Origin of the sequence: Bartonella sp. AP280QHHD (genome assembly GCF_042196125.1) — a bacterium.
Taxonomy (GTDB): Bacteria; Pseudomonadota; Alphaproteobacteria; order Rhizobiales; family Rhizobiaceae; genus Bartonella.
On the sequence record NZ_JBHIPQ010000059.1, the window covers coordinates 1 to 8,275 of the forward strand.

General features: G+C 37.5%; 2 protein-coding genes. One reads left to right on the forward strand and one right to left on the reverse strand.

What is annotated here, in order from left to right; all coding sequences use genetic code 11:
* Positions 1-830: 830 nt before the first annotated feature.
* Positions 831-1,961, reverse strand: a complete 1,131-nt coding sequence (locus ACFIMK_RS09355; RefSeq protein ID WP_375632454.1) for a metallophosphoesterase — start codon at positions 1,959-1,961, stop codon at positions 831-833.
* Positions 1,962-2,730: 769 nt separating this feature from the next.
* On the opposite strand from ACFIMK_RS09355, the gene ACFIMK_RS09360 reads away from it, so the two are divergent.
* A partial coding sequence (locus ACFIMK_RS09360) for a beta strand repeat-containing protein (protein ID WP_375682853.1) occupies positions 2,731-8,275 on the forward strand: 5,545 nt, incomplete at its 3' end.

Below are 8,275 nucleotides of genomic sequence, written 5' to 3' on the forward strand. Positions count from 1 at the left end.
AATCCATCAATTGTGAGATAGACGACATAAAGCCATCGACAATCGAATTAGCCAGATCTTCGCCCGCTTGTTCCATACCAGCCTTGGCAGCATCAGAGAGCTTTTCACGGGCAAAAAAGCTCTTTCTAAACTGGAACTTCTTAAAATCCCCTTTTTACACCTCTCTCAAAGCAAAGATAAAACTGCCAAAACACGTGAGAGTCATCTAAGGATAATTGCATGAGACCATAACAGCTATAAACAGACTCCAATATTTGTATCATATTATTGTAACGATTTACTTACGTATAAAAGAAGAAGATAAAATTGTAATACAACTAAAAGTTCATACGGTTAATCAAGAGAAATTATATAGCATCACAAAACATCAATTGTTTGAAGATTATAAGTAAAAAATTGATCAAAATAAAAAGCTTTTCTTATGAAAAAGAAAAGAGTTGCCCATGAGTAGATATTATAAACTCTAACAAAGGGCATAACTTGATAATTATACCGCAACAAACTAATAGAAACAGCCTTCTTGATAATTCTGGACAACATGTGCTAGCAAATTATGAACACACCCTTGACAAACTCCCCTTTCTTCAAAGATGAAAGCCTAAAAAGAAAAATAGAATAACAAACCATTATTCTGCTTTGTATTAAAGCTCAGTTCACATTAAACCATTGCACTTATAGCGTATAACCTGAAATCTTAGCAGCTTTGAAAAAAAATATGTCTGATTTTTCACTCTATTCCTAAATAACATTTAGACACTCCTACTGCTCTTCAAGTCCGCACATATAATACGTTTTTTCCCTCATGCTTTAAGACAAAGAAACAAATCCTATTATAACTTACTGCAACTTGCCGAAAATTGGGTGTCTTTCCCTATAACACCAAGATCTTTAATTAAAAGCGGTTTTCCTATTTCTCCATTATAGGCTTTAACGTGAATGGTCTTGCCTTTCACATCTATGAGGTAATAATCTCCATTAAAAAGCGCACCAGCTGTATAGATAGGGATATTTCCAAAAACCTTATCATTTTTCGCACGGCAATAAGACTGATAATGCGTGTGACCCACGAAGATTGCTTTAACATTATGAGAGGTAATAATTGACTTAAAGACCGACAAATCTTTAGCATTCTTTTTACGAATAAAAAAGGATTCACCATCAATGGAAGCAGCACGCGCATCATGAAAATTAATGATTGTCACTTTACCTCTTGCATCAGCAGCAGCTAAATCGTTCCTAAGCCAATCTAAAGATTTATTGATTTGCACTTCTGTAGACTGCCCCTTCAAACCAACCGTATAGCTTGGATAATTGTGAAGCTGCACATAGTGAACATCTCCATAATCCCAAGAATAACTCAAACTCCCCCTTATCGAGCGAATATTTCCACCCGAAATGGGAACCAAGCTTTCAGTAACATCTGCATTGAAATGCGATAATTGACTACGGTATTTTTTGATTTCCGATACCATTCTTGAAACTGCACTTATAGCACAAGCATCTTTGTAAAAGCTGAATTCTTGAGGATTTGTACAATTACCAACATTATTGGCATAATCGTGATTCCCTAGCCCCTCATAGACAGGTGCTCCAAGAGTTTTATAAACATTTTCATAATCATCATAGTTTTTTTGTTGTCCAAACTCCGTCAGATCACCATTGACAATATGGAATGCAGCTTTGTGCGCTTTTATCACACCAGCAACCTGCTCATTTATCTTTAACCATGGCTCTCTGTTTGATATTCCATTGGCATCACCAGAGTTTAAACGCCACGGTTGCGGATCAGCCATAATGATAGCAGTATAATTTTTTGTAAGAGACTTTTCTTTCATCGACCAATCCATGAATGCATCATGATAAAGCCTCTTGTCTCTTTTTATTTTTTCAGAATCAAGATTAAAACAACCAGAGAGAGTAAAAGCAATCACGGTGATTACCAATTCAACTTTATATCTCATAAACCTATCGCCATAAAAACGTTACATATTATATTAAAAAATTCCTCAGAAGCAATTTTTTAGATTTTATTGTCAAAAATATGTCAAAAATTCGAAATAACGAAAGCAATAATCCTTCAATGAAGGTGCACTTTGATGATATAAAAGCACTGTTGATTTCAAGCCTTCAACTTGAAGCATCTTCATTGATTAAGATTTATAAGCTTGGGCTCTGGCTCTTTCAAATGTCATCGATACATCAACAGCTTATAAAAACTTAGTCGTATACTATTAAAATATCCCCAACAGGAGAAAGAATGTATTCTTATACTAGAGCACCCAACTCCTTTGGATATCAAGATCAAATATATTAGAATATTATGATAAATAAGGTATAACTAATCAAAAGTGCTAGCAATAGTGTTTGATTATTACCGTCATCACTTACTTTGACAAGTTATAAAAATGCAGAAGTATTACAGAAAATACTATTATTACTTTATAAAAAATAATATAACTTATGTAAGTATTATAATAATATTTATAATTTCTATAATATAGATTTACAGCAAATTTAATTATATAATATAAATAATTACAAACACATTGTGTGTTAAATATAAATTAATACAAATTTAATATCATTTGTTTTTTAATTTTGACAAAAAACCAAAAATATCTTACCAAATAAAGACAATTATCGAAATTAATAACAACTATCCATTTTCACTTCTTCTTATGAAGTTTGCGGGGAAATGAATATTTGGGGGCTCTCATAAGGAGAATACTAGTGTATAAAACATCCCTTTTATCATGCACAGCTGCGGCTGCTATCATACTATTCAACATCCAGTTCACTGCACATGCTGAAACTCTTGGCGTTGCCAACGAAGAAAAAGATATATCCGGAAAAACGTACGAGACTATTTATGTAAAAGACAAAGGAAAAATCACCGGCAGTACTGTAACTGTAACTGGAAATAAAAACACAAATACAGACACAGGTAGCGATAAATATGTTGTAACAGTTGAAGGTGCTAACAGTGCGCTTGAATTAAATGGCTTAAATATTCAAGGCACTGATTCTGATGTTCGTTTTGGTATTTCTGTAAAAGACGGCGCTAACATCAACCTGACTGGGGGGAACATTACAGCTTCTCAAACTGGTGTTTATATTGATGATAGTAAGAATAGTAGAAATATACTACAAAATGTAGTGATATCAGATAATAAAAATGAAGCATCATCACTCCTTGGAATAGAAATAAACAACGAAAGTTTTATCACTTTAGAAAATGTAACAGTTAAGCAAGCAGAAACTGGTATACTTGCGGATGTCGTTTCTCAAGTTATAGTATCCGGAGGATCATTCGAAGGTAAAATGGATGGCGTATATGCTATGGGCGGCACCACCATTACTGTAGATGGCGGTACTAACATTACCTCATCTAATGGTAACGGACTCCATGCCGATGATGAAAATACCACCATAAAAATGACTGGGGGAAGCGTAACTGGAAAAGACGCAGCATTGTATACAAACGACGGTGGTCATATTAAAATCACGGGTGGTACTCTAACAGCTAAGGAAGATACCACAAGTGCACCTACTACAGAAGGGGATAACCCTGCATATAATAAGGGTACTAAAATTGAGAGTGGATTCGGCGCATTGTCTCAAGGTGAAAACAGTGTGATTGAATTATCTGATACAAAGATCAATGATGCGACAATCGGGTTAAAAACACAAGAAAGTGGCGCAATCGCAATGACTGGGGGAAGCATTACAGCGTCCAAAGTTGGTGCATTCTTTTTAGATAGCAAGAGCAAAGAAAACGAACTGAAAGATGTAGTGACATCAAGTGGGAAAGATGATGCGCCACTAATCAATGGAATCAAGGCAACTAACAGTAATGTCACTTTAAATAATGTAACAGTGACGCAAGCACAAACTGCCATAGATGCATATGATTCCACAGTAAAAGTCTTAGGAGGATCATTTGATGCAGAAAAAGCAGCAATATTTGCTCAAAACGGCGGCAACATCACTTTAACTGGCGGTGCAAAAATTACATCATATAACGATGCTGGACTCTATGCGGAAGGTTCAAAGTCCATCATCGAAATGACAGGAGGGAGCATTACAGCGAAAGAGGAAGCAGTAACGACAACATACGGTGGCCATATTACTGTTACAGATGTCACCCTAAAAACAAATGGTGATGGACTTGGTGTAGCTTCTGATGACCTTGGTAGCATGATTGAATTACTTGGAAAGACAACGATTAGTGATAGTGCAATCGGGCTTCAAGCACAAAACGGTGGTGTAATCAAGATGACTGGGGGAACCATTACAGCTTCTGCAGCTGGTGCTGGCTTCTTAAACAGTAACAGCCGTGAAAACAAACTAGAAAATGTGACAATATCGAGTGGTAAAGACGATGCGCCACTGAACTTTGGAATAAAAGCAGATAAAGGTACCGTCACTTTAAAAGATGTAACAGTGACTCAAGCAGCCGCCGGTATATTTGCAGATCATGATTCGACAATAACAATCTCGGGAGGATCATTTCATGCACAAAATGCAACAATATCTGCTCAAAACGGCAGCGCCATCACTTTAACAAACGGTGCAAAAATTACATCATCTGATGATGTTGGATTATATGCTAAAGATTCAAACTCCTCCATCACAATGATAGAAGGAAACGTCACGGGAAAAGCGAGTGCTTTGGTTGCTGAAGATGGTGGTCATATTACTGTTACAGATGTTACCCTAAAAACAAATGATAGCGATAAGTCATTTGGTGTATTTTCTAATGGCGCAAATAGTGTAATTGAATTGCTTGGAAAGACCACAATTAGTGGTAGTGCAATCGGGCTTGCATTCCAAAATGATGGCGCAATCAAGATGATTGGAGGAACCATTACAGCTTCTGCAGCTGGTGCTGGCTTCTTAAACAGTAACAGTCATGAAAACAAACTAGAAAATGTGACAATATCGAGTGATAAAGACGATACGCCACTGAACTTTGGGATAAAAGCAGATAAAAGTACCGTTACTTTAAAAGATGTAACAGTGACTCAAGCAGCCGCCGGTATATTTGCAGAGAATGATTCGACAATAACAATCTCGGGAGGATCATTTCATGCACAAAATACAACAATATCTGCTAAAAGCGGCAGCACTATCACTTTAACCAATGATGCAAACATTACATCATCTGATAATGTTGGACTCTATGCAGAAGGTTCAAAATCCACCATCACAATGACGGGAGGAACTGTCACGGGGAAAGGTAATGCATTGGTTGCTGAAAATGGTGGACATATTATTGTTGCAGATGTAGCTCTAACTGTCACAGATGTGGCTCCAAGTGACGACTATATATCGTCTGGTGTATTTTCTGTTGGTGAAGGCAGTGTAATTGAATTACTTGGAAATACAACTATTAGTAATAGTGCACTCGGGCTTCAAGCACTAAACGATGGTGCAATCAAGATGACTGGAGGAGCCATTAAAACTTCTCTAGTTGGTGCTGGCTTCTTAAACAGTAACAACAGCGAAAACAAGCTAGAAGGTGTAAAGATATCGAATAGTAAAGACGATGCGTTACTGAACTTTGGAATAAAAGCAGATAAAAGTACCGTCACTTTAAAAGATGTAACCGTCATGCAAGCAACCAATGCCTTAGTTGCAGATGATCACTCGACAATAACAGCCTCAGGAGGATCATTTCATGCACAAAATACAACAATATCTGCTCAAAACGGCAGCGCCATCACTTTAACCAACAATGCAAACATTACATCATCTGATAACATTGGACTCTATGCAAATAGTTCAAACTCCACCATCAGCATGACGGGAGGAACCGTCACGGGGAAAGGTAATGCATTGGTTGCTGAAAATGGTGGACATATTACGGTCACAAATGTGTCTCTAAATGTTACAGATGTATCTCTAGGTGACGAAGATATATCGTCTGGTGTATTTTCTAATGGCGAAGGCAGTGTAGTTGAATTGCTTGAAGGAACAACGATTAGTAATAGTGAAATTGGACTTACAACAAACGATGGTGGCGCAATAAACATGACTGGAGGGACCATTAAAACTTCTCTAGTTGGTGCCGGCTTTTTAAACAGTAACAGCGGTGAAAACAAGCTAGAAGGTGTGAAGATATCGAATAATAAAGACGATGCGTTACTGAACTTTGGAATAAAAGCAGATAAAAGTACCGTCACTTTAAAAGATGTAACAGTGACTCAAGCAGCCGCCAGTATAGTTGCAAATGATCACTCAACAATAACGGTCTCAGGAGGATCATTTAGTGGACATGATGTAGGAGGAAGCGCCGAAGCCAGCAGTACGATTATCTTAAAAAACAATGCTAACATTATATCATCTAATGGCGAAGGACTCCTTGCAGACGGTTCAGGATCTAAGATCATAATGACGGGAGGATCCGTAGCCGCGAACAAAACAGCGTTATTCGCAATCAACGGTGGGCATATTGATGCCACAGATGTTGCTCTAACAACAGAGGGAAAAGGAAGCGGTGTATTTGTAAGTGGCAATGACAGCACAATTCAATTGCATGGTGATACAATAATTAACAATACTTTGGACGGCCTTGGAGCAGTTAACGGTGGTAAAATCATTAGCGAAAACTTATCGATAATCGGTGGTGAAGCACTTGAAGGCTCCGACAACGAACGCACTGGTATATGGACATCGGACTCTGGTAGTGAAGTTAGGTTAATGGGCAAAACAACCATTCAAAATGTCGATGAAGGGTTTTATGCAGACGGTGGAAGTAAAATCATTAGCGGAGATTTAACAATAACTGGTAGTGAAAATAAAACAATGACCGTTGGTGTAAACGTTGCAGAAACTGATAGTGCAATCGAATTAAATGGTAAAACAATCATTCAAAATTTTGATGTTGGTCTTTTTGCAGGAAATAATAGCACAATTAAGATGACGAATGGTTATATTGGAGCAGCAGAGAATACAATAAAAAATAAAATAGAAGCAAAAAAAGTTGCACTATGGGCGGCATTTAACGGACATATTGATGTCGTGAATACTTCTATGATAGCAGGAGTTGCTGGTTTGCAATTTATAGCTCTCTCTAATCCTGATCTAGATTATCCAGATGATCCACAAAAACGTAAAAGCAGTGAAATCAATTTAACCAATGCAGATATTCACGTTGAAAATGGCACAGGAATTTTTGTTGGAGCTTTTACTAACACAAACATGGAAGATATTCCAACTTTATCAATCGGTACAGCAAATCTCAAAAATTCAGAAATCCATGCTGATGTATTGTTAGGAGATGGTCTTTTCGAAGATCCAAAATCTTGGAAAAATGACAATTATTGGAACAATAAAGAGGTTAAAGCGATCTCCAATGGCACCTTCACCTTAAGCGCTGATCAGTCTACTCTAGAGGGCAGAGCGAATATTGCTAAAAATAGAACTGTACGTTTTGATCTAAAAAACAAGACAACATGGACACTAAAGACCAGTACAAAAGAAAAAGATGATGATGGCAATCTGCTTGATATTGCTCAAAGATCTCGTTCCGATATTTCTACGCTTAATCTCGATAACAGCTCTATTGTTTTTGATGGACTGGTAGAAGATCATTATCACACATTGCATATAGGTTCTGGTAAACCAGATACGCAAGAAGTCTACAACGCCTCTGGTGACGCAAAGATTTACTTCAACATTGCTTGGAGTGATGGCGTAGCAAGTGCCGATCAAAAAACCGATAGACTTCTGATCCACGGTGATGTCTCAGGCTCCACAACAGTTTATATCAAAAGCGATTCAGGAGATGAAAGTAGTGTAGTCAATGCTGCTGATCCTTCAAATATAGGTGGCCTCTCGCTCATTCAAGTATCTGGAAAAGCACAAGAAGACTCTTTCAAACTCGTAAATGGCTATACCACAAGAAATCGTTTGCCTTATAAATATACGCTAACGGCCTATGGACCAGAGTCAAGCCACGGTACAGCCGATGTTGCACAAAGCCTCTTTGATGAAAAGAATGAAAATTTCTGGGATTTCCGCTTACATAAAGAAATTCTTGAAACGGATTCTGGTTCTGGTCCAAGTGTGATCGTCCCTGTAGCACAAACGGCCAGTTACTTAGTCATGCCAAATGCTCTCTTCTATAGTGGATTAACGGATATGGCTAAACAAAACGCGCTTTTAGCCAATATCAGAACATCTGTCTTAGGAAAAGAAGAAGAAAAACAAACCGGTTTCTTCCTCTATACTTACGGAAACACAGGAACCTTATCTTCTGAACGCGGACCTC

Bases quoted from the DNA above. Each gene is read 5' to 3' on its own strand.
- ACFIMK_RS09355 (WP_375632454.1), bottom strand. From the start codon at position 1,961: ATGAGATATAAAGTTGAATTGGTAATCACCGTGATTGCTTTTACTCTC.